Source organism: Robbsia betulipollinis (assembly GCF_026624755.1).
Lineage (GTDB): Bacteria > Pseudomonadota > Gammaproteobacteria > Burkholderiales > Burkholderiaceae > Robbsia > Robbsia betulipollinis.
This window is the reverse complement of the sequence record NZ_JAPMXC010000001.1, coordinates 849,312-871,355: the sequence shown is the minus strand read 5'-3', so window position 1 is coordinate 871,355 and position 22,044 is coordinate 849,312. Positions and strand designations below refer to the sequence as shown.

The window sequence follows — 22,044 nt, the reverse complement described above, 5'->3', positions numbered from 1 at the left end:
GACGTGCTGGTCGGCGGCGTCGCCGAGCGCGCGCATACGCGCGCGGCGCACGATTCGCCGTGGCCTCTGAAGATCGCCACCTACAACATCCATGGCGCGGTGGGCACCGACGGGCGCTTCGCGCCCGAACGGATCGCGGCCGTGCTCACGGAAATCGGCGCCGACGTGATTGCCCTGCAGGAGGTGCCGCTGGGCGGCGACGCGACGCCGGATGTGCTCGCGCATCTGGCGCGGCATACCGGTTTTCATGCGGCGGCGGGTGCGACGCTGTCCTCGCCCGCGCGACGCTATGGCAATGCCGTGCTGAGCCGCTACCCGGTGATGTCGCAACGTGCGATCGACCTGTCCTTCGGTTCGCGCGAGCCGCGCGGCGCGCTCGATGCCGATATCGACTGCCAGGGCCACCCGATCCGCTTCATCGCCACCCATCTGGGACTCAGTGCCGCCGAACGGCGCAGCCAGGTGCAGCGGCTGCTGGCGGCGTTCGACACGCGGGACATGCCGGTCATCCTCACCGGCGACCTGAACGAATGGTTTCTCTGGGGACGGCCGTTGCGCTGGCTGGTCACGCATTTCCAGCGCACGCGGGCGCCGCGCACCTTTCCCTCACGCTTTCCGATGTTCGCGCTGGATCGCATCTGGGTGCGGCCGGCGGACCGCCTGGTGCGCGTGGCGGTTCACCGCACGGCCATGGCGCGCATTGCATCGGACCATCTGCCGCTGGTGGCGCAGATCGACGGATAACCCGCGGTCCGGCGGCCGGCCGCGCCTGGCCGGCCGCGCCTGGCCGGCCGCGCCTGGCCCAGACGCAGTTACTCCGCGTCGGGGATCATCCCGCCGACGACCGTGCTGAAGCCGCAATCGACGTGGGTGATCTCGCCCGTCATGCCCGAGGAGAGGTCCGACAGCAGGAAGGCGGCGACGTTGCCGACCTGGTCGGTAGTCACATTGCGGCGCAGCGGCGCGTTGTGCTCGACGAAATCGAGGATCCGGCCGAAGCCCTTGATGCCGCTGGCGGCCAGCGTCTTGATCGGACCGGCGGAGATGCCGTTGACGCGGATGCCGCGCGGACCGAGCGATGCGGCGAGATAGCGCACGCTGGCTTCCAGCGACGCCTTCGCCAGACCCATCGTGTTGTAGTTCGGCACGACGCGCTCCGCGCCCAGATAGGTCAGCGTCAACAGCGCGGCGGTAGGCGACAGCATGTCGCCCGCGGCCTTCGCGAGCGCGCCGAAGCTGTAGGCGGATATGTCGTGCGCGACGCGGAAACCCTCGCGCGAGAAGCCGTCGAGGAAATCCCCGGCGATGGCCTCGCGCGGCGCGAAGCCGATCGAGTGGACGATGCCGTCGAGCTGAGGCCAGTGTGCCTTGAGCGAGACGAAGAGGGCGTCGATCTCGGCATCGTCGGCGACGTCGCAGGGAAACACGAGCGTGCTGTCGAATTCCTTCGCCAGGTCGGTGATCCGTTCCTTGAAGCGCTCGCCCACGTAGGTGAAGGCCAGTTCGGCGCCTTCGCGCTTCGCCGCCTGGGCAATGCCGTAGGCGATCGAGCGGTTCGACAGCAGCCCGGTGAGCAGAATGCGTTTTCCAGCGAGGAAGCCCATGAATTCTCCGTATACTTTGGTCAGTTGATCTGGTCGGTCGGGCCGGACAGGCGGCCGCGCGGCTTCGATTCTCTCATACTGTGCCTGGCGCGCGACGCATGGCGCGGGCGCCAGGCACCCAGGAGCCAGAGATTTTCAAGATACTGACAGCACTCGCCTGCGTGATCGAACTTGGCGGATTCGGCGGGCTGGGCGGCGCGTGCGGCGCCGCGCGGGCCGCCCCGGCCATCGCGCAATATGGCGCGCCGCGCTACGCGCCGGGTTTCACGCACTTCGACTATGTCGATCCGCATGCGCCGAAGGGCGGCACGCTGACGCTGGCCAACCCGAACCGCATCACGCGCTTCGACACCTTCAATCCCTATATCCTGCGCGGCAACCCGGCGCCCGGCATCGACCTGTTGTTCGACACGCTCACCGTGGGCAGCGGGGACGAGGCGTCGAGCGCCTACGGCCTGCTCGCCGACGATATCGCGGTGGCCGCGGATGGCCTGTCCGTGCGTTTCCATATCAATCCGGCCGCGCGTTTCTCGAACGGCGACCCGGTCACGGCGGCGGACGTCAAGTATTCGTTCGATACGCTGATGAGCCAGGCCGCCGCGCCGAACTACCGCGCCGTCTGGGCGGACGTGTCGCGCGCCACCGTCATCGATCCGCAGACCGTGCGCTTCGACTTCCGGCATGCCGGCCGCGAGCTGCCGCTCACGATCGGCGCCCTGCCGGTGTTCTCGCCGAAGTGGGGGCAGCGTGCCGACGGCAGCCATCCGCCGTTCGACGCGATCGCCCTCGAGAAGCCGATCGGCAGCGGGCCGTACACGATCGCCAGCTACAGCGGCGGCACGCAGATCGTGCTGCAGCGCAATCCCCGTTATTGGGCGGCCGACCTGCCCGTACGGCGTGGCATGTTCAATTTCGACCGGATCGTCTACAAGCTGTATGGCGACCCCGCCGCGCGGCTCGAAGCGTTGAAGGCAGGGGAGTTCGACGCCAGCGTGGCGGTGCTCGCGCGCGATTGGGTGCGCGGCTATACCGGCGGCCGCTTCAACGACGGGCGTCTGATCAAGCGGGTCTTCAAGCATTCGAACGATGCGGGCATGCAGGGTTTCTTCGTCAACATCCGCCGGCCGCTGTTCCAGGACGTGCGCGTGCGCCAGGCGCTGGACCTCGCGCTCGATTTTCCCTATCTCAACCGGCAGCTGTTCTACAACCAGTACAGCCGTAGCGACAGTTTCTTCACCAATAGCGAGCTGGCGGCCCACGGATTACCGGACGCAGGCGAACTCGCACTGCTTGAGCCGCTGCGCGCGCAACTCGATCCCGCCGTGTTCGGTCCGATGGCGCTGCAACCCGATACCGCGCCGCCCGGATCGCTGCGCGACAATCTGCGCCGGGCGCGCACGCTGCTGGCGGCGGCCGGTTGGACCTATCGCGACGGCGCGCTGCGCGACCGGGCGGGTCAGCCGTTCGTTTTCGAGATACTGGACGACAGTGGCGGCGCGTTCGGGGCGGTGGTGGCGTCCTATGCGCGCAACCTGGCGAAACTGGGCATCACCGTGAATTTCCGCACCACCGATTTCGCGCTCTACCAGCAGCGTCTGCAAAACTTCGATTTCGATATGACGACGCTGGCCTGGCCCGGCAGCCAGAGCCCGGGCAACGAACTGCTCGATAACGTCGGTAGCGCCGCGGCCGGCATTCCCGGCTCCGGGAATCTCGTCGGCATCCATTCCCCCGCGGTCGACGCGCTGGTGCAGGCGGTGCTCGCGGCGCGTACCCGGCCGGCGCTCGTGGATGCCGCGCGCGCGCTCGACCGGGTGCTGATGCACGGGTACTATGTGGTGCCGCAGTGGTATTCGCCGGTGCACCGTGTGGTCTATCGGCGCGGGCTGGCGTTCCCGACGACGCTGCCGCTCTACTACGACGCGGCAGGCTGGATCCTGTCGACCTGGTGGGAAGCGCCGAAGGCCGCGGCGGTTTCGGGCGCTTCGGCCGTGTCGACCCGTCCGGATTCCTGAAACCGGTCGTCGGGCCCGCCCGCCAGGCTCGCGGAAGACTCGCATGAAGACCCGCGTGAAGACTCGCTGTCGAGCCTGCTCGCGCGATCCCGTGCGACGAACCCGTCCGCCGAGACGACATGGCACGCCGCCTCTCCCGGCGTCGTCTGTCTCAATTCAATCCTGACCGGAGCGCCCGCCCCAGATGATCTGGCCGTATATTTTGAGACGACTGCTGCTGATCGTGCCGACCCTGCTGGGTGTCGTGACGGTGACCTTCATCGTGATCCAGTTCGTGCCCGGCGGTCCGGTCGAGCAGATGATGGCGCAATTGCACGGTGGCATGCACGGCGGCGAGGCGTCGGGAGGCGGCGCGGCAAGCGTCTATCACGCGCGCCGCGGCATGGAGGCGAAGCAGGTCGCGGAACTGCGCGCGCTGTATGGCTTCGACCGGCCGCCGCTCGAACGCTACTGGACCATGCTCAAGCGCTTCGCGCGCTTCGACCTGGGGCAGAGCTACTACTATCACCAGAGCGTCGTCTCGCTGATCGTCTCGAAATTGCCGGTGTCGATGAGTCTCGGCCTCTGGACCTTCTTTCTGAGTTATCTGATATCGGTGCCGCTGGGCATCGTCAAGGCGGTGCGCGACGGGTCGCGTTTCGACACGGTGACGAGCGTGATCGTACTCGTCGGCTATGCGATTCCCGGCTTCGCGCTGGGCGTGCTGCTGCTCGTGCTCTTCGGTGGCGGCTCCTTCTGGCAGATCTTTCCGCTGCGCGGGCTGACCTCGGACGACTGGGCGTCGCTGAGCGTCGGCGGCAAGGTGCTCGATTATTTATGGCACATCGCGCTGCCGGTGACCGCGTCGGTGCTGGGCGCCTTCGCGGTGCTCACGATCCTGACGAAGAACGCGTTTCTGGAGGAGCTCGGCAAGCAATACGTGATCACCGCGCGCGCCAAGGGCCTGCCGCAACGGCGCGTGCTGTTCAAGCATGTGTTTCGCAACGCCTTGCTGCCATTGGTGACGGGTTTTCCCGGCGCCTTCATCGGCGCCTTCTTCACCGGCAGCCTGCTGATCGAGACCCTGTTCTCGCTCGACGGGCTGGGCCTGCTGTCGTACGAGGCGGTGATCCGCCGCGATTATCCGGTCGTGCTGGGTACGCTCTATCTGTTCACGCTGATCGGCCTTGCGACCAAGCTGGTGGCGGATCTCTGCTATGTCTGGATCGATCCGCGGATCCGTTTCGAATCGATGGAGCGCTGACATGACGCGGCGATTTCCGGCGCGCGCGCCAGGCAGGGCGGACGTTGGGGCAGGTGGTGGCTCAGATGGCAGCTCCGATGGCAGCTCCGATGGCGGCGCGGGACAGCGGCCGCCGCGCGACGGTGCCGGCCGCGATGCGCATCCCGTGCTCGCGACCTGGCGGCGCTTTCGCCGCCAGCGCCTCGGTTTTTACAGCTTCGTCATCTTCATGACGATGTTCGGCGTGAGTCTGGCCGGCAATCTGCTGTCGAACGAGCATCCGATCGTCGTCAAATACCAGGGACACTGGTATTTTCCGATGCTGAAGAGCTATCCCGAACGTACCTTCGGCGGCGATTTCGCGACGCCGACCGACTATCTCGACCCTTTCATCCGTGCACGCCTCGCGGCGCCGGGCAACATCGTCGTGTATGCGCCGAACCGCTACTCGGCGAACACGCTGAACTATTTCGCGAAGCAGCCCGATCCGGCGCCGCCCTCGCGCGACAACTGGCTGGGCACCGACGACCGGGGGCGCGACGTGTTCGCGCGCCTGCTGTTCGGTTTCCGCGTCTCGGTGCTGTTCGCGCTGGCGCTCACGGCGGTGGGCACCGTGCTGGGGATCGCCGCCGGCGCGGTCCAGGGTTTCTTCGGCGGGCGCATCGATCTGTTCTCGCAGCGCCTCATCGAGATATGGGGGTCGCTGCCCGAGCTCTACCTGCTGATCATCTTCGCGTCGATTTTCCAGCCCTCGCTGCTGCTGCTCCTGGTGCTGCTCTCGGTATTCGGCTGGCTCGATCTCTCGGACTACGTGCGTGCCGAGTTTCTGCGCAACCGGATGCAGGATTACGTGCGCGCCGCCCGCGCGATGGGCTTGTCGAACGCGCAGATCATCTGGCGCCATGTATTGCCCAACAGCCTGACGCCGGTCATCACCTTCCTGCCGTTTCGCATCAGCGGCGCGATCCTCGCGCTCACGAGCCTCGATTTCCTCGGGCTCGGCGTGCCGTCCTCGGTGCCGAGCCTGGGCGAACTGCTCGCGCAGGGCAAGGCGAATCTGGACGCCTGGTGGATTGCGGCCGCGACCTTCGGCCTGCTGGGGTTCACACTGCTGCTGCTGACGTTCATGGGCGATGCCCTGCGGCGCGCGCTGGACACGCGCCGCATCGATTTCGCGCGGGCAGGGGGGCAGGTATGAGTTCCCCCTTGCTGGCGGTCGACGATCTGAAGATCGCCTTCGGCGCGCGTACCGTGGTCGACGGCGTGACCTTCTCGATCGGCGAAGGCGAACGGTTCGCGCTGGTGGGGGAGTCCGGTTCGGGCAAGAGCGTGAGCGCCATGGCGATTCCGCGCCTGCTGCGCGATGCGCGTATCGAGGGCGGCCTGCGTTTCGCCGGGCAGGACCTGATGCAGGCGAGCGAACGGACCCTGCGCGGGCTGCGCGGCGCGCAGATCGCGATGATCTTCCAGGAGCCGATGACCGCGCTCAATCCCTTGTTCACGATCGGCGCGCAGATTGCGGAGACCCTGACCCTGCACGAAGGACTGAACGCCGCGCAGGCCGCGCGGCGCACGCTGGCGCTGCTGGCGCGATGCGGCATCGCCGAGCCGGCGCGGCGCGCGCAGCGCTACGCGCACCAGCTCTCCGGGGGCGAGCGGCAACGCGCGATGATCGCCATGGCGCTCGCCTGCCGGCCGCGGCTGCTGATCGCCGACGAGCCCACCACCGCGCTCGACATGACGATTCGCGCGCAGATCGTCGATCTGCTGCTCGACCTGCAGCGCGATGCGGCGACGACGCGGCCGATGGCCGTCTTGCTGATCACGCACGACCTCAATCTGGTGCGGCGTTTCGCGCAGCGCGTGGCGGTGATGGAACGCGGCCGGATCGTCGAATCGGGCGATGTCGGGTCGATCTTCGCCGCGCCCGCGCACCCGTATACGCGGCGCCTGCTGGACAGTCTGCCGCAACGCGACGTGCGCCCGCTCGCAGCCGGCGCGCCGGTCGTGATGCGCGCCGACGCGGTGTCCGTGACGTTCGCCACGCCGCGCGGCGGGAAGCTGTCGGGATGGCGCCGCGCCGCGCCGACGATCGCGCTGGATGCCGTCGATCTGGTCGTGCACCAAGGCGAGACGCTGGGCGTCGTCGGCGAATCGGGGTCGGGCAAATCGACGCTGGCGATGGCCCTGCTCGGCCTGCAGCGGCTCGCCGGCGGGACGGTCGAATTCAATGCCCGGCCGCTTGCCGCCTACCGGGGTGCGCGCCGCACCGAGCTGCGCGCGGGACTCCAGGTGGTGTTCCAGGACCCCTACAGCGCGCTGTCGCCCCGGCAGACGGTGGGACGTATCGTCGGGGAGGGACTGGCGCTGCACCGGCCGGATCTGGACGCCGAAACGCGGCGCGCGCGCGTCGTTGCCACCCTGGCCGAGGTCGGTCTGGACGCCGATGTCCTGCACCGCTATCCGCATGCGTTCTCGGGCGGCCAGCGGCAGCGCATCGCGATCGCGCGTGCGCTGGTGGTGGAGCCGCGCATGCTGATCCTCGACGAGCCCACCAGCGCGCTCGACGTCTCGGTGCAGCGGCAGGTGCTGGCGTTGCTGGGCCGCCTGCAACGCGAACGCGACCTGGCCTATCTGTTCATCAGCCACGACCTGGACGTCATCGCCGCGGTCTCGCATCGGATTCTGGTGATGCGGGCGGGGCGCGTGGTGGAAGAGGGGGAAACCGGCGCGTTGCTGGCGGCGCCGCATCATCCGTATTCGCGGGCGCTGTTTTCTGCGGCGCGTTAGCCCGTTTTTTGGGGCGAGGCGGAATGAAATTTGCGCGGAAAAGCCCGAAAAGCGGCCTTGTAATGAAAAAGTGCGTTTAATTTACCTGTTCTTCGGGTATTTTTTGCAAATTTTGGCAAAGCGGTTGACGACCGTTATTGATCTGGTAATATCGCCCAAAGATTTCTCCGTCCGTTATTTCTTTGGCAAAAATTACCGACCGATGCATCTACGCACCGCCAACCATTTTCTCGCCCGCTTCGCTGCGGGTATGCTGACCAGCGTTCTCGTCCTGGCCGCGCAAAGCGCCACCGCGGACGAAACGATGGTGAGCCAGCTCCCCGCCACACCCGCTTCCTCGCAAGTTTCAGCCGCACCCCCCGCCACCAATTCCGCCGCCTCGCTCTCCTCGCAGACCCTGCCCGCCGCTTACGCGACCTCGCAAGGCGCGCCCGCGTTGTCGGCGAACCTGCAGGGCACGAGTGGCGCGGACGCGCCGCGTCCGTCCTTTCTGGCCGGCGTGGCCAGCAAGGCCGGCGACGTCGTGGTCGGCGCGCTGAACCTGATCGGCGTGCGCTATCGCTGGGGCGGCAATACGCCGGATTCGGGTCTGGATTGCAGCGGTTTCGTGCGCTATGTTTTCCAGGACACGCTGAACTTCACGCTGCCGCGCCGTGCGGTGGAAATGAGTCGCGTCGGCGAGAAGGTCCGGTTCAACGATCTGAAGCCGGGCGACCTGGTGTTCTTCAACACCGTCGCACGCACGATCTCCCACGTCGGCATCTATATCGGTCATGACAAATTCGTGCATTCGCCGTCGACCGGCAGCACGATCCGCGTCGACGAGATGAACGACCGGTATTGGGAAACGCGTTTCCGTGGCGCGCGTCGCGTGTCGCTGGGCAACGGTTCCGATGACGTCAACGGCGACATCGCGGCGCGTCTGCAACAGGCGGCACGGATGTCGTACTGATCTTTCGCGTAGGCACGACCTGGGCGCGACGATTGCGCCTCGGTCGCCGCGCCGCGTCTCCGGACCGTCCGTCGCGTCATGCGCCGGACGGTTCCGTCGTTTACGGGGCACGGCGTGTCTCCACCGGTGCCGCCGATACCGTGACCGCCGATGCCGCGGTCATCGGTCCTGTCAGGGCCAGCGTGTCCCGGTGGGTGTGTTTCAGGCCGCCGCCAGCTTCGCGCGTAGCGTCGGCAGCATGCGCGCCACGGCTTCCTCGCCCGCCAGAATCGCCAGATTGCGCTGCTCGAAATCGCTCCCGCCCATCGCCGGCAGGTTCGGGCGGATCACCACGTTCGCGTATTTGTCGAGTTCGTACGCTTTGATCGTCTGCCCCATGATCGTGAACGTCTGCATCAGCACGTCGAACGAACTCGCCGTCGTCTGCGTGTCGGGCCGGGTCGAGATATCGACCGCGATCACGAAGTCGGCGCCCATCTTGTGGGCGAACGCGGCCGGCACCGGGCTGACCAGACCGCCATCGACATAGTCGCGCCCGCCGATGCGCACCGGTTCGAAGATCGACGGCACGCTGCACGACGCACGCACCGCCTGCCCCGTATTGCCGCGCTGGAACAGGATCGGTTCGCCGTTGGCGAGATCGGTGGCGACGATGCCCAGAGGCCGGCGCATCTGCTCGATCGGCCTGCCGCCCACCGCCTTTTCGACGAAGGCCTGGAGCGCCACGCCCTTGAGCAAACCGCGCGCGCGAAACGGCAACGCCCAGTCGCTCAGCGACGCCGGGTCGAGGTTCAGGGCGAGACGATTCAGTTCGAGGCCGCTCATGCCGGTGGCATACAGGCTGCCAACCACCGAGCCGGCGCTGGTCCCGGCGATCAGGTCGGCCCGGATACCCTGGGCCTCCAGCGCCTTGATCACGCCGATATGCGCAAAGCCGCGCGCGGCGCCGCCGCCGAGCGCCAGTCCGATGCGCGGGGAGCGCGTGCGTGCCGGGGCGGGTGGGAGCGCGTTCGATGCGGCGCCGCCTGCCTGCTGCGACGGCGCCACGGTGGTGCAGGCGCTCAGCATGCCGCCGAACGCCGTCGTGAGCAGGCCGCCGGCCAGCGAGAGGTTCAGGCGCCGACGCGTCGTCGACGCGGGCGGGGGGAGGGCAGGGTGTGTGGCCAAGTCGGGTCTCGAGGTGCGTCGGTAACGGTATGCAAGGCAGGTGGCGGCATGCCGCGCAGCGCCCGGCCGGACGCATTGGCCGGCGCGGCGCATGCGCCACATTATAGAATTCGCCCGGGCGCGGCGCACCGGGGATGCCGCGGGAATTGCAAGCGACTGTAAGCGCCATCGCGCTTCGCGGCGCGCGGCGCGCGGTACGGGAAGCGCGCGACGTGGCTGCTATAATCGCCTCGTCACGCGAGGGCCGTCGGCCGTCCCGCGGGCTTCTTTCATTGCCGCTTTCTTTCGTCGTTGTGTCCCAGGCAGGTGCCGCATCGTTTCACGCCGCCCGCGCCGGGTCTTCCGCTTCCGCTTCCTTCTTCTCCGCCATGACCGAACCCCTTGCTGCTCCCGTCCCGTCCCGTCATCCCGGCACCGCACCGGCCGATGCACCGACCGACGCGTCGGGCCAGGCCCCCGTGCGCACGCGTTTCGCGCCCAGTCCCACCGGCTTCATCCATCTGGGCAACATCCGCTCGGCGCTGTACCCATGGGCCTTCGCGCGCAGCAAGGGGGGGGTGTTCGTGCTGCGCATCGAGGACACCGACGTCGAGCGTTCGAGCGAGGCCGCGGTGCAGACGATTCTCGACGGCATGGCATGGCTGGGGCTCGATATCGACGAGGGGCCGTTCTACCAGATGCAGCGCATGGACCGGTACCGCGAGGTGCTGGCCCAGATGCTCGCGCGCGGTCTTGCGTATCACTGCTATACCTCGACCGAGGAACTCGACGCGCTGCGCGACACGCAGCGCGCGAACGGCGAGAAGCCGCGCTACGATGGCCGCTGGCGGCCGGAGGAGGGCAAGACGCTGCCGACGCCGCCCGCCGGCGTCGCGTCCGTCGTGCGCTTTCGCAATCCGCCGGGAGGCTCGGTGGTGTGGGACGATGCCGTCAAGGGGCGCATCGAGATCGCCAATGCCGAACTCGACGATCTCGTGATCGCGCGGCCCGACGGCACGCCGACCTACAATTTCTGCGTGGTCGTCGACGACGCGGACATGCGCATCACGCATGTGATCCGTGGCGACGACCATGTCAACAATACGCCGCGCCAGATCAACATCCTGCGCGCGCTCGGCTACACGCCGCCGGTCTACGCGCATCTGCCGACGGTGCTCAACGATGCCGGCGAGAAGATGTCGAAGCGCGCCGGCGCGATGAGCGTCATGCAATACCGCGACGAAGGCTATCTGCCCGAGGCGGTCGTCAACTACCTGGCCCGGCTGGGCTGGGCGCATGGGGACGCGGAAATCTTCTCGCGCGAACAGTTCATCGCCTGGTTCGATCTGGCGCATCTGGGCAAGTCGCCCGCGCAATACGATCCGGAAAAGCTGAAATGGCTGAACAGCCATTACCTCAAGGCCGCCGACAATGCGCGGCTCGCCGAACTTGCCCGGCCGTTCGCCGCGGCAGCGGGTCTCGACATCGACGCGGGACCGAACTGGCTCGACGTCGTCGCGCTGATCAAGGACCGTGCATCGACGCTCAAGGAGCTCGTCGAAAGCGCCGCGATGTTCTATCGCGCGCCCGCGCCGGATGCCGACGCGCTCGCGGTGCATCTGACCCCGGCGGTGCGCCCAGCCGTCGCCGCGCTGCGCGAGGCCTTGCAGACGGTCGAGTGGACGCGGCCGGCGATCGCCGCGGCGTTGAAAACGGTGCTCGCCGGGCAGGGCATCAAGATGCCGGTGCTGGCGATGCCGGTGCGCCTGCTGGTGGCGGGCACGACCCATACGCCATCGATCGATGCGGTGCTGACGCTGTTCGGGCGCGAGCGGGTGATCGACCGGCTCGCGCATGTTTGAGCGAACGGCATAGCGGCGCGGACGACCGGTGCGGGCGACCGGCGCGGGCGACCGGCGCGGGTCGCTTGGCATGGCTTGCCGGATGCGCGATGTGGAAGACGACTATTTTTCCGAAAGTCCTTTACAGCAAGCCGATCGGTGCATATAATTTCGTCTCTGTCGGGGGTATAGCTCAGCTGGGAGAGCGCTTGCATGGCATGCAAGAGGTCAGCGGTTCGATCCCGCTTACCTCCACCAGACAAAGTTTTAGTCCCCATCGTCTAGAGGCCTAGGACATCACCCTTTCACGGTGAGTACAGGGGTTCGAATCCCCTTGGGGACGCCAGACATCGGAGGCGGTCGGGCAATAAGCCGGCGTGCTTCCCATCCCGCTGCGGGATACCGCGAACGGATGACGATGTAAAGTTTGGAGTGGTAGTTCAGTTGGTTAGAATACCGGCCTGTCACGCCGGGGGTCGCGGGTTCGAGTCCCGTCCACTCCGCCAAAAGAAAAGCCCGTTCAAGCACGACTTGGGCGGGTTTTTTTCTTCCATGGCCTGGTTTGAACGCGATAAGCAGTAATGCAGGATAAGTAAGTCAGGCAGGTGATCGGTGCAAAAAACGATCAAAAAATGCTTCACAAACGCAAGAAGCCTCACTATAATACGGGTCTTTCGCAGCAAACGCTTCTTGCAAAGAGCGGTAAAAGCGAAAAATCAATACGGAATCGAGGCGAACGTATCGTCGTATCGAAGAGGGTACGGGCGCCAGGCAGGTGTAGTCCCCATCGTCTAGAGGCCTAGGACATCACCCTTTCACGGTGAGTACAGGGGTTCGAATCCCCTTGGGGACGCCAGACATCGGAGTAGCGGTCGGGCAACAAGCCGGCGTGCTTCCCATCCCGCCGCGGGATACCGCGAACGGATGACGGTGTAAAGTTTGGAGTGGTAGTTCAGTTGGTTAGAATACCGGCCTGTCACGCCGGGGGTCGCGGGTTCGAGTCCCGTCCACTCCGCCAGCAGTAAAGCGAAACCCCATAGCGCTCATGCGTTATGGGGTTTTTGCTTTGGAGCCGCCCGTGGCTAACGCCTGACGACCACGCGGAGATACAGCACCAGCATGGCTGCGGCGACCGCCAGGCTCGCGGTGTTCGCGATCCAGAAGCCGTTGGCGCCGGTCAACCAGACGGGCAGCACGCCCAGGGTGTCGAAGCCCATCGCGTAGCCGCCACCCAGCCCCACGCCCCACAGGGCGACGGCATAAATCACCGTGGGCACGACGGTGACACGGTAGCTGCGCAAGACGAACGATGTGGTGGCCTGCACCGCATCGAAGCAATGATAGGCGGCGACGATCAGCAGCAGGCCCGCGGCGGTGTGCGCGACCGTCGCGTCGTTGGTGTAGGCGCCGGCGATGCCGTGCCGTGTCGCCGTGACGAGCGTCGCGTAGCCCAGCCCGATCGCGCCCGCGAGCAGAATCCCGTGCCGGGAAATCGTGCGTGCCCGGTCGCGCTGCCCCGCGCCCAGTGCCTGCGCGACCAGGGTCGCGGTGGCGATGCCGATCGACAGCGGCGTCATGTACAGCACCGCGCCCACATTGCCGGCGATCTGATGGGCAGCGAGCGTCGGCGTGCCGAAGCGGGTGATGAAGATCGCCATGAAGGTGTAAGACGTCACCTCGATCAAATAGGACAGACCCATCGGCAAACCGAGCCGCAGCAACTCGCCCAGTTGCCTCGCATCGGGCCAGGAAAAGCGTGCGAAAATCGCCAGCGGCCGATAGGGCTGCCCGCGCGCGAGCAGGATCATCCCCAGCACCGCCTCGATCCAGTTGATCGCCGTGCTCGCCAGCGCGCATCCCAGGCCGCCCAATGCGGGCACGCCCAGGCCGCCGAAGATCAGCCAGTAGTTCGCCGGGATCTTAACCAGCAATGCGACGATCTGCACGCCCATTACGAAGCGGGGACGGCCGATGGCGGTCGACACGCCGCCGTAGATGCGAAAGGCAAGACTGGCCGGCAGGCCGAAGGACAGGATGCGCAGGTAGCCGGTCGCGCGTTCGGCCAGCACCGGCGGCGCGTCGGACAGGCGCAGCAACGGTTCCGGAAAATACAGTACGACCATGCCCAGCGCCGCCAGCGCCAGCGAGAGCCAGGCGGATTGCCGCACCACCTCGCCGATCTCGGGCAGGCGCTTCGCGCCGAAGAGATTGCCGGCGATCGGCGACAGCGCGGCGAGAATCCCGAACAGCGCGACATAGATACTGACGTAGATCGAGCCGCCCAGCCCGAGCGCGGCCAGATCCTGCGCGGAGAAGCGCCCGACCATCGACGTATCGATGACGGCGAAGGCGATGGCCGCCAGCTGGCCGATCAACAACGGCCAGGTGAGGTGAAGGATGGCCCTGACGTCAGACAGCAAGGGCAGGTCTCCCCTTGCTGTCCGGACAGGCCCGATTCGGCCCGCGCGCCGCAGCCACCGGGACGATATGGCCTATCACGATGCGTGGCGGATACTGCTTACCGGACACGTTTCGCGGCGGGTTCCAGCACCCGGACATACAGCCGGAAGCGTTCGTCGCGATCGGCCGCGCGGCGGCCTTCCCAGACCCGCTTCCATTGGTACGGCCGCACGTCGGCGGGGGCCCAGTAGTCCTCGTCGTCCTGCCGCAGCAGCACGTCGCAGTCCTCGCCATGAAAGCCGAAGCGCATCGACTGGAAATAGCCGAACGACGCGATCTGCGCGTCGCCGAGCCGTACCGGGGTGATGCAGCGATAGTCGCTGGGCAGATGTTCGGCGATCTGCGCGGCGACGTCGCGATAGGTCCGGCTGTAGTTGATGAAGGGCATCCACAGCGTCATCAGCAGCACCCACATCAGCGTCGTGCCCGCGCTCGAGAGCACCACGCCGCGCCACAGCACCTCCGGTCGGGTCGCGAGCCGCCAGCGAACGATGGCCATCCAGCACAGGGTCACGACCAGCGCCGTCGCCAGCGCGATCAGGCGGAACGAGGGCTCGAAACCGGGGATCTGGCGCGCCAGATTGCGGGCGATCGCGGCCGGATGCCCGGTCACGGCCGCTGTCCAGACGAGCCAGACGAAACCGCCGAGAACCGTGAAGCTGAGCACCGCGAACCAGTCGATCGCATTGATCGCGCCGCGCTTGAGCGTGGGCAATCCGAAGGCCGCGAGCATCGCCATGCCCGGCAGCAGCAGCATGAACAGTTTGTTGGTCTGGTGGCTTTGCAGCACCACCAGCACCAGCAGCGGTACCATGATCGCCATCGGCGCGAGCACGTGCGGCGCGCGCCGCATGCCTTTCCAGCTCCACCAGGACCATAGCGCGAGCGGCCAGGCGGGCCAGGTGAACAGGGGCAGGTTCTTCAACGCGTAGAACAGCACGTTGTTCAGCGGCCCGGCGTAGAAATCGAAGTTGCCGTGGATCCACGCGCGCAGGAAGCGCTGGCTGGCATCGCCGTCATAGAACGTGGCCACGAGCGGCCAGGACGCGGCAATGACGAGCGCGACCGGGAGGCCGAGGGCGAGCAGAGTGCGGCCCCGGAAATGCGGGCTGAGCAGGGCGACGCCAAGCAGGCAGGCGCCCATCACCGTGGGCAGCAGGGGGCTCGCCGCGAGCGTGAGCAGACCCAGTCCCGCGCCCCAGAAGATCGCGCCCTGAACGGGTTTGTCGACCGCACGCGCCATCCCGTAGAGAATCATCGAGACGCAGAGGAACTGCGCGAGCTGCGGGGTGGTTTCATGACCGCGCTCGGCCAGGCCGAAGCAGGCGAGCAGGATCAGCAGGGCGCCATCGGCGATCGTGCGGCCGAAGTCGCCCGGCAGCGGCTCGCCGCCGAACGCGTACTTGAACGGCTGTACCTCGCCGCGGCGCCCCAGCAGATAGGTGCCGTACCAGACGAAACCGCAGCTCAGCGAAAACAGCAGTGCGGTGACCACGCGCGCGGCGCTGCCCGGGGCGATGAACGGCAGCAAACGGATGGCGCCCGCGCCCAGCCAATAGCTCAACGGCCCGTCGGCGGGCATCGGCTTGCCGAACAGGTTCGGGAACAGCCAGTCGTGCAAATGGCCGGAGGCCAGCGTCCACATCACGCCGAAACCCGTCGCGTCCTCGTTCTTCCAGGGGTCGCGCCAGAACAGGCCGAATGCGGCATAGACCACGCAAATCGCCAGCAGGGCGGCGCGCGGCAGGGGGCGGGTCGCGGAGGCGGTGAGGCGGACGACGGATTTCATGCCGGTTGTCATGCGATAAGGCCGTGGTGCAGGTTGCTTGGATTGCCTGGATTGCTTTTGCGCCCGCCGCTGCCCCGCGACGGCGGGGAACGGGAGAACGGACGTCAGGTCCTGCATTCTAGCGCGCGCATCGCCCGCCAGTGAAATCGTTGCACAGACCACGAAAAGCCTGTCGTTTCGAAGGATCCCGCGTTCGGCCATTCCGATGGTCCGGCGCGCAGACAATAAAAAAGGGCAGCCGTGGCTGCCCTCGACGCGTCCCGAGTCGGTGACGCTTGCGCCGGATACCGGCGCACGGCCCTCATGCGTGACGCGTGTCCCTCATGCGCGCCTGGCGGGCAATCAGGCCTGCGCGTCCGCTTCCGGCGCGGCGCTGTCTTTCGCGGCGACCTTGCCCGTGGCGCGGCTGCCGAACTTCTGGCGGAAGCGCTCGACGCGACCGCCCGTGTCCATGATCTTCTGGGTGCCGGTGTAGAACGGGTGGGATTCCGACGAGACTTCGATCTTCGCCAGCGGATATTCCTTGCCGTCTTCCATCGTGATCTTGTCGCGGGTCTGGATCGTCGAGCGCGTGATGAACTTGAAGTCCGAGGACAGATCCTGGAACACCACGTCGCGGTAGTTCGGGTGCGTATTGGCTTTCATGTCAACTTCCTGGGTCGGGCGGTAGCCAGCTCGCCGGCACATGCCGCAAGCCACTTGCCTTCGGTGAAAAAAACGAAAAATGAGCGGTGCGTCGGTGAAAACGCGTAACGACGTTCGGACCCGCTCCGGGCGAAGCCGCCGATTATGCCAGAAATCGCGCCATTCCGGCGTAATCGACACCGCGCCGGCAGGATCGACCGGTCAGCGGCGCAATCAGCGGCGCATCATGTCGAAGAACTCCGAATTGTTCTTCGTTTCCTTGACCTTGCCCAGCAGCATCTCCATCGCGACGATATCGTCCATCTCGGAGATGACCTTGCGCAACGGCCACAATTTCTTGTGCAGCACTTCCGGATCGATCAGCAGATCCTCGCGGCGCGTCCCCGACTTGTTCAGGTTGATCGCGGGATAGATGCGCTTTTCGGCAAGGCGCCGCTCGAGGTGCACTTCCATGTTGCCCGTGCCCTTGAATTCCTCGTAGATCACGTCGTCCATCCGGCTGCCGGTCTCGATCAGCGCGGTGCCGATGATGGTCAGCGACCCGCCTTCCTCGATATTGCGCGCCGCGCCGAAGAAACGCTTCGGCCGTTGCAGCGCGTTCGCGTCGACGCCGCCGGTCAGCACCTTGCCCGATGCCGGCACCACCGTGTTGTAGGCGCGCGCCAGACGGGTGATGGAGTCGAGCAGGATCACGACATCGAGCTTCATCTCGACCAGACGCTTGGCCTTCTCGATCACCATTTCGGCGACCTGCACGTGGCGCGAGGCCGGCTCGTCGAAGGTCGAGGCGATCACTTCGCCCTTGACCGAGCGTTGCATTTCGGTCACTTCCTCGGGGCGCTCGTCGATCAGCAGCACGAACAACTGCACTTCGGGGTGATTCGTCGCGATCGCGTGCGCGATGTGTTGCAGCATCACGGTCTTGCCCGACTTCGGCGACGCGACCAGCAGCCCGCGCTGACCGCGGCCGATCGGCGCGATCATGTCGATGACGCGGCAGGTCGTGTTCTCGGTGCGGCTGGACAGCGCGCCGCGCGACTTGTCGTCGGTCGTCTCGCATTCGAGCTTCAGCGGCCGGTTGGGATGCAGCGGCGTGAGGTTCTCGAACATGATCTTATGTTTCGAGGCCTCCGGCGGCATCATGTTGACCTTGTCCACCTTGACCAGCGCGAAGTAGCGCTCGCCGTCCTTCGGCACGCGCACTTCGCCTTCGATCGTGTCGCCCGTATGCAGATTGAAGCGGCGAATCTGCGAGGGGCTGATGTAGATGTCGTCGGTGCTCGCCAGATACGACGTTTCCGGCGAGCGCAGGAAACCGAATCCGTCCGGCAGTACCTCGAGCGTTCCGTCGCCGTAGATCGTCTCCCCGGTCTTCGCTTTCTTCTTCAGAATCGCGAACATCAATTCCTGCTTGCGCAGACGATTCGCGTTTTCGATCTCGAGACCATTGGCCATCTCGATCAGTTCGGAGACGTGCTGTGATTTTAGCTCGGATAAATGCATACAGATTGACCGCCAGGGAGGGGATACGACGAATTGAGGAAGAAGTGAGCGAGCGCTCGGGGACGTAGAGACGTTGGAGTTCTAATTCTATCATGCCGCCAGAGTCGCTCTGGACGCGGGCCGGCTAGAGGCCGACATCTGTTCTCACATTGTAACAGACGCCGGCGCTGGCACAACAAGTTTACCGCGAAGACACACGCGCAAGCTTACAGATGGCTGTCGAGGAAGGCGGTCAGTTGCGATTTCGACAATGCGCCGACCTTCTGCGCGGCCACGGCGCCATTCTTGAACAGAATCAGCGTCGGGATGCCGCGCACGCCGAACTTGGCCGGCGTCGACGGATTTTCGTCGACATTCAGCTTGGCGATTTGCAGGCGATCGCCGTAGTCCTTCGCGACTTCGTCGAGAATCGGGGCAATCATCTTGCAGGGGCCACACCATTCCGCCCAGAAATCCAGCAGAACCGGCTTCTCGGCCTTGACGACGTCGCCGTCGAACGAGGCGTCGTTGATGTGTTTGATGTTTTCGCTCATGGATGAAATAACCTTGTTGCGTCCGGTTACGCGACTAGATCGGCGCGCGTCTATGGACTAGTTTGTCAAGATACACCAAAACGTGGAAAGTTTCCGGTGACCTCCGCGTCCAGGCCGACCGTTTCGAAGCGCATCCCGTGCTGCATGCGTGCGACCCGTCGCATATGGGTGCGTTTGGCGAAATGCAAAGGCAGACCCGGGAGACGCGCGCCCCCCATGCCACGGGAACGCGCGCGGCGGGTGTGTCGCGGGAGCGGGCGACGCGTTCCGGCGGCCTTTTCAATTCCCGCGGGGTCGGCTATACTCGCGTGTTCCCCTTGCCACACCGGCGTCCTGGACGGGCGGGTGGCTATAACCCGAAAGGAGCGCGTATGTCGCGTCACTACGAAATCATCTTTATCGTACATCCCGATCAGAGCGAGCAGGTTCCCGCCATGATCGAGCGGTACAAGTCCACGATCACCGCCCAGGGCGGTTCGATCCACCGTGTCGAGGACTGGGGCCGTCGTCAACTGGCCTATCAGATCGAGAAGCTGGTCAAGGCGCACTATGTCTGCCTGAATGTCGAATGCGGCCAGGAAACGCTGGAAGAACTCGAACATGCATTCAAGTTCAACGATGCCGTGCTGCGCCACCTGATCGTCAAGCAGAAGAAGGCGGAAACCGCGCCCTCGCCGATGATGAAGGAAGTGCAGCGCGAAGAAGCCAGGAAGTCGGCATCGGCGCGCCCGACCGAGTCCGCCAGCGCACCGGCGGCTGCCTGAATTGACCGGGTGCTTGCCTGAACGCGGATTCGCGCAGGCCGTCATGCGGATCTTCGGATCTGCACGATGAATCGTCTGGAACTGGACGCGGCCGTGGTGGAGCGCGAGATCTTGCGCTACACACCGGCCGGTATCCCGATGCTGGGGGTGCTGTTGCAGCATGCGTCGAGCGTGACCGAAGCCGGTCTCGCGCGGCAGGTCGAGATGACCTTGCCCGCGCTGGCGGCAGGGACGCTCACCGATGCGCTCCAGCGTCTCGAACTGGGAAAGACGGTCCGGTTCGGCGGTTTCCTGGCACTGCGGCGGCGCAACGCCCGGACACTGGTTTTTCACATCACAGAATTGCAAGACATAGGAAAGGACTAGATCATGGCTCGTCCCACTGGAAAGAAGTTTGAAAAGCGTCGTCAACAGCAGAACCCGCTGTTCAAGCGCAAGAAATTCTGCCGTTTCACGGCGGCTGGGGTCGATCAGATCGACTACAAGGACATCGACACGCTGAAGGACTTCATCGGCGAGAACGGCAAGATCACGCCGGCCCGTCTGACGGGCACGAAGTCGCGTTATCAGCGTCAGCTAGGCACCGCGATCGAACGCGCGCGTTTCCTCGCGCTGCTGCCGTACACCGATCTGCACAGGGGCTAAGCGCCCGGCGCCACAGGAGAAGAAGAAATGGAAGTCATTTTGCTGGAAAAGACCGCGAACCTTGGCAATCTGGGCGACATCGTCCGCGTCAAGGATGGCTATGCACGCAATTTCCTGCTGCCGCGCAAGGTGGCACGTCGTGCGACCGCTGCGGCGATCAAGGAATTCGAAGTGCGCCGCGCCGATCTGGAAAAGATTGCCGCTGAAAAGCTGGCGACCGCGCAGTCCGCTGGCGAAAAGCTGGCAAGCCTGACGATCCAGTTGTCGCAGAAGGCCGGCGTCGACGGCCGTCTGTTCGGTTCGGTGACGAACGCGGACATCGCCGCCCAGCTGAACAAGCAGGGCATCGCCGTCGAGAAACAGCAGGTTCGTCTGCCGGACGGCCCGCTGAAGACGGTGGGCGAGCATCCGGTGCAGGTTCTGCTGCATTCGGACGTCGTCGTCGACGTGAACGTCACGGTGATCGGCGAGACCGTCTAAGGACATTTCCTTCCTCCGGGAAGGAGACGCGACGCCAAGGCAAAGGCCGGTTCTCCGGCCTTTGCCTTTTTTCATGTCCGGATGCGCCTGTCGCCCCCGCTGTCCGCCGTCCGACCGATCTATAATCGATCCCCATGAACGCTCCCAAAGACCCGCAGCTCGAATCCCTGAAGGTTCCGCCCCACTCGATCGAGGCCGAACAGTCGGTGCTCGGCGGCCTGTTGCTCGACAACGCCGCCTGGGACCGTATTGCCGATTTCGTCTCGGAAGGGGACTTCTACCGGTACGACCACCGGATGATCTTTCAGCATATCGGCAAGCTGATCTCCACCGCCCGTCCCGCGGACGTGATCACCGTCTTCGAATCGCTGACGCTGGCCGGCAAGGCCGACGACGTGGGCGGGCTGTCGTACCTGAATTCCCTGGCGCAGAACACGCCGAGCGCGGCGAATATCCGCCGCTACGCGGAGATCGTGCGGGACCGGGGCGTATTGCGCAAACTGGTCACCATCGCCGACGACATTTCCGGCGGAGCCTTCAATCCTCAGGGCCGGGAAGTGCGGCAGCTGCTCGACGAAGCGGAATCGAAGATCTTCGCCATCGCGGAGGAAGGCGCGCGCTCCCAACAGGGTTTTCTCGAGATCAAGCCGCTGCTCTCGCAGGTCGTCGAGCGTATCGATACGCTGTATCACCAGGACAATCCGAGCGACGTCACCGGCACGCCCACGGGCTTCGTCGATCTTGACCGGATGACCTCCGGGATGCATGGCGGGGAGCTGATCATCGTCGCGGGCCGCCCGTCGATGGGCAAGACCTCGCTGGCGATGAATATCGGCGAATATGTCGCGATCGAATACGGTTTGCCGATCGCCGTGTTCTCGATGGAAATGCCCGGCAGCCAGCTGGCGATGCGCATGCTGGGCTCGACCGGACGTCTGGACGCGCATCGGCTGCGCACCGGCAAGCTGACCGACGAGGATTGGCCCAAGCTCACGCATGCGGTGCAGAAGATGGGCGAGGCGCAGATCTTCATCGACGAACAGGGCGGACTGAACCCGATGGAACTGCGCGCGCGTGCGCGCCGTCTGTCGCGGCAATGCGGGCAGTTGGGCCTGATCGTGATCGATTACCTGCAGTTGATGTCCGGATCGAGCAGCGGCGAAAACCGCGCCACGGAGATTTCGGAGATTTCCCGCTCGCTGAAAAGCCTGGCGAAGGAACTGAACGTGCCGGTGGTGGCGTTGTCGCAGCTCAACCGCAGTCTCGAGCAGCGCCCGAACAAGCGTCCGGTGATGTCCGATCTGCGCGAATCGGGTGCGATCGAGCAGGATGCCGACGTCATCCTCTTCATCTACCGCGACGAAGTCTACAATCCGGATAGCCAGGACAAGGGCACCGCCGAGGTCATCATCGGCAAGCAGCGTAACGGTCCGATCGGCACCGTGCGGCTGACCTTCCTCGGGCAATTCACGAAATTCGACAATTTTGCCGGTGGCAACGCCTTCTTCCAGAACGAATGAGCAGGTCGGAAGCGCCATGACGATGAGACCAATCTGGAATCGTCAGGCGACGAAAGCGCGTTGAAAAGATTGCTGCACGCCGGGGACCCGCGCGTGCGCACCCGCGGTTACAATACGACTTTTTTGTGACAGGTA

The 22,044-nt window shown here is 65.5% G+C and carries 19 protein-coding genes and 5 tRNA genes; 17 read left to right on the top strand and 7 right to left on the bottom strand.

Annotated elements, in window-relative coordinates; translation table 11 throughout:
• The first annotated feature begins 6 nt into the window (after positions 1-6).
• A complete protein-coding gene (locus OVY01_RS03810) occupies positions 7-744 on the top strand; it encodes an endonuclease/exonuclease/phosphatase family protein (RefSeq protein WP_267847656.1) in 738 nt (245 codons plus the stop codon).
• Between the two features lie 68 nt (positions 745-812).
• On the opposite strand, the gene fabI is transcribed toward OVY01_RS03810, so the two are convergent.
• Positions 813-1,604, bottom strand: a complete 792-nt coding sequence (fabI, locus tag OVY01_RS03805) for an enoyl-ACP reductase FabI (RefSeq protein WP_267845762.1) — start codon at positions 1,602-1,604, stop codon at positions 813-815.
• A gap of 98 nt (positions 1,605-1,702) precedes the next feature.
• On the opposite strand from fabI, the gene OVY01_RS03800 reads away from it, so the two are divergent.
• The 5 genes from OVY01_RS03800 to OVY01_RS03780 all read left to right on the top strand — a co-directional run bounded on the left by OVY01_RS03800 (position 1,703) and on the right by OVY01_RS03780 (position 8,583).
• Positions 1,703-3,619, top strand: coding sequence for an extracellular solute-binding protein (locus OVY01_RS03800; protein ID WP_267845761.1), 1,917 nt, complete (start codon positions 1,703-1,705; stop codon positions 3,617-3,619).
• Between the two features lie 187 nt (positions 3,620-3,806).
• Entirely contained in the window at positions 3,807-4,862 is a 1,056-nt protein-coding gene (locus OVY01_RS03795; protein WP_267847655.1) for a microcin C ABC transporter permease YejB, read from the top strand.
• Position 4,863: 1 nt separating this feature from the next.
• A complete protein-coding gene (locus tag OVY01_RS03790; RefSeq protein ID WP_267845759.1) occupies positions 4,864-6,039 on the top strand; it encodes an ABC transporter permease in 1,176 nt (391 codons plus the stop codon).
• On the top strand, positions 6,036-7,631 hold the full coding sequence (locus tag OVY01_RS03785; RefSeq protein WP_267845758.1) for an ABC transporter ATP-binding protein: 1,596 nt from the start codon (positions 6,036-6,038) through the stop codon (positions 7,629-7,631). Before OVY01_RS03790 ends, OVY01_RS03785 begins: the two co-directional genes overlap by 4 nt.
• 202 nt (positions 7,632-7,833) lie before the next feature.
• On the top strand, positions 7,834-8,583 hold the full coding sequence (locus tag OVY01_RS03780) for a C40 family peptidase (RefSeq protein WP_267845757.1): 750 nt from the start codon (positions 7,834-7,836) through the stop codon (positions 8,581-8,583).
• Positions 8,584-8,784: 201 nt separating this feature from the next.
• Here OVY01_RS03780 and OVY01_RS03775 read toward each other — a convergent pair whose 3' ends face one another.
• On the bottom strand, positions 8,785-9,843 hold the full coding sequence (locus tag OVY01_RS03775) for a patatin-like phospholipase family protein (protein ID WP_432422178.1): 1,059 nt from the start codon (positions 9,841-9,843) through the stop codon (positions 8,785-8,787).
• Positions 9,844-10,118: 275 nt separating this feature from the next.
• On the opposite strand from OVY01_RS03775, the gene gltX reads away from it, so the two are divergent.
• The 6 genes from gltX to OVY01_RS03745 all read left to right on the top strand — a co-directional run bounded on the left by gltX (position 10,119) and on the right by OVY01_RS03745 (position 12,588).
• Positions 10,119-11,591 (top strand): glutamate--tRNA ligase, encoded by a 1,473-nt coding sequence (gltX, locus tag OVY01_RS03770; protein WP_267845755.1) that lies wholly within the window; start codon positions 10,119-10,121, stop codon positions 11,589-11,591.
• A 161-nt stretch (positions 11,592-11,752) separates the two neighbouring features.
• Positions 11,753-11,828: transfer RNA gene (locus tag OVY01_RS03765), tRNA-Ala, on the top strand.
• 12 nt (positions 11,829-11,840) lie between these two features.
• A tRNA-Glu gene (locus OVY01_RS03760) sits at positions 11,841-11,916 on the top strand.
• A gap of 83 nt (positions 11,917-11,999) precedes the next feature.
• Positions 12,000-12,076 (top strand) — tRNA-Asp (locus OVY01_RS03755).
• A 274-nt stretch (positions 12,077-12,350) separates the two neighbouring features.
• Positions 12,351-12,426: transfer RNA gene (locus OVY01_RS03750), tRNA-Glu, on the top strand.
• 85 nt (positions 12,427-12,511) lie between these two features.
• A tRNA-Asp gene (locus OVY01_RS03745) sits at positions 12,512-12,588 on the top strand.
• A gap of 64 nt (positions 12,589-12,652) precedes the next feature.
• Here the strand turns inward: OVY01_RS03745 and OVY01_RS03740 are convergent.
• The 5 genes from OVY01_RS03740 to trxA all read right to left on the bottom strand — a co-directional run bounded on the left by OVY01_RS03740 (position 12,653) and on the right by trxA (position 18,500).
• Positions 12,653-13,990, bottom strand: a complete 1,338-nt coding sequence (locus OVY01_RS03740) for an MATE family efflux transporter (RefSeq protein ID WP_267845753.1) — start codon at positions 13,988-13,990, stop codon at positions 12,653-12,655.
• 98 nt (positions 13,991-14,088) lie between these two features.
• The gene (locus OVY01_RS03735; protein ID WP_267845751.1) at positions 14,089-15,819 is read right to left on the bottom strand and encodes an ArnT family glycosyltransferase; all 1,731 of its coding nucleotides are present in this window, start codon (positions 15,817-15,819) and stop codon (positions 14,089-14,091) included.
• Positions 15,820-16,161: 342 nt separating this feature from the next.
• Positions 16,162-16,464 (bottom strand): type B 50S ribosomal protein L31, encoded by a 303-nt coding sequence (locus OVY01_RS03730; protein ID WP_267845749.1) that lies wholly within the window; start codon positions 16,462-16,464, stop codon positions 16,162-16,164.
• A 213-nt stretch (positions 16,465-16,677) separates the two neighbouring features.
• Positions 16,678-17,967, bottom strand: coding sequence for a transcription termination factor Rho (gene rho / locus OVY01_RS03725; protein WP_267845746.1), 1,290 nt, complete (start codon positions 17,965-17,967; stop codon positions 16,678-16,680).
• Positions 17,968-18,173: 206 nt separating this feature from the next.
• Entirely contained in the window at positions 18,174-18,500 is a 327-nt protein-coding gene (gene trxA / locus OVY01_RS03720; protein ID WP_267845744.1) for a thioredoxin TrxA, read from the bottom strand.
• Between the two features lie 371 nt (positions 18,501-18,871).
• Between trxA and rpsF the strand changes: the two genes are divergently transcribed.
• From rpsF to OVY01_RS03695, 5 genes are all read left to right on the top strand, one after another.
• Positions 18,872-19,264: a 30S ribosomal protein S6 gene (gene rpsF, locus OVY01_RS03715; RefSeq protein WP_267845741.1), complete on the top strand. Its 393-nt coding sequence runs from the start codon at positions 18,872-18,874 to the stop codon at positions 19,262-19,264.
• A gap of 66 nt (positions 19,265-19,330) precedes the next feature.
• On the top strand, positions 19,331-19,630 hold the full coding sequence (gene priB / locus OVY01_RS03710) for a primosomal replication protein N (RefSeq protein WP_267845739.1): 300 nt from the start codon (positions 19,331-19,333) through the stop codon (positions 19,628-19,630).
• A gap of 3 nt (positions 19,631-19,633) precedes the next feature.
• Positions 19,634-19,909 (top strand): 30S ribosomal protein S18, encoded by a 276-nt coding sequence (gene rpsR / locus OVY01_RS03705; RefSeq protein WP_267845737.1) that lies wholly within the window; start codon positions 19,634-19,636, stop codon positions 19,907-19,909.
• A gap of 27 nt (positions 19,910-19,936) precedes the next feature.
• Positions 19,937-20,389, top strand: coding sequence for a 50S ribosomal protein L9 (gene rplI, locus OVY01_RS03700; RefSeq protein WP_267845735.1), 453 nt, complete (start codon positions 19,937-19,939; stop codon positions 20,387-20,389).
• Positions 20,390-20,523: 134 nt separating this feature from the next.
• Positions 20,524-21,909, top strand: coding sequence for a replicative DNA helicase (locus OVY01_RS03695; RefSeq protein ID WP_267845734.1), 1,386 nt, complete (start codon positions 20,524-20,526; stop codon positions 21,907-21,909).
• Positions 21,910-22,044: the final 135 nt, after the last annotated feature.